The 803-nt window shown below is 69.9% G+C and carries 1 pseudogene; it reads left to right on the top strand.

Annotated elements, in window-relative coordinates:
- Positions 1–527 precede the first annotated feature (527 nt).
- Positions 528–803 (top strand): annotated as a pseudogene (locus I53_RS27015) (AMP-dependent synthetase); the annotation flags it as partial.

Here is an 803-nt window from a genome sequence, read left to right as displayed (position 1 = left end):
ATCGCCAGCGTCAGGACGACGAACAGGGCGACGAGGGCCGGGACGAGCAGGCGCAGGAAGGTGGTCCGGCTCGCCGCGAGGCTGCGCCGGTCCTCCGCCACCGCGACCCGCAGCGCGGTCTCGGCGATCCGGGTCGTGGTCGGGCGCATGCGCGGTGGTTTCCTCGATCGAGCGGGGCCTCTTGCGGGCCACGTCTGGCACCGGGACATAGGCCGGTCCGGTGCGCACGCCAATGCGACGGAATTTGTCGGCAATCCGCGCATCTACTTTCACGGCCTGTTGGCCATAGGGGCAGTCCCTGCCCGGCACGCCGACGAAAACGGCGTCGTTTTTCGGTGGAACGCCGGCGCGTGAGAGAGTGTTAACCTGCTCGCGTCACGCCAGAGCCTGCAATTTGTCCAGATTCAGGCGGTCCGCATCGCATGTACGGCGTCCATCCTCCTGCGGCATTCCTTCCAGTCCCGGCGCGGGACGCCGACCGGCGCGTCCGGACAGGCGATGCGGGAGGGGCCAACGCGGATCGTCGCGTGGCACCGTCCGGACCCGCCGCCGCGATCTGCCCGCACCGATTTTCCCGCTGGGCCTGGAGCGAGGGCCTGCGCGCCGGTCAGACCGTGGCGCTTCTGGTGCAGGATCTCGGTCAGGCCGAGGCCATGCGGCTCGGCCTCGTCCGTCTCGGCCTGCGCGTGGTTTGCCTGGACTGCGCCGGCCGCGGCCAGGCCCTCGCCGATAGCCTGTCCCAGTCGGATGCCGCGCTGGTCGTCGTCGATACAAACCTCGCCGATGTCTATGCCGGGCTGATG

Source organism: Methylobacterium sp. B1, from assembly GCF_000333255.1.
In the GTDB taxonomy this organism is placed as follows: Bacteria; Pseudomonadota; Alphaproteobacteria; order Rhizobiales; family Beijerinckiaceae; genus Methylobacterium; species Methylobacterium fujisawaense.
The sequence above is the reverse complement of the archived record's forward strand: the minus strand, read 5'-3'. Positions and strand labels throughout refer to the sequence as shown.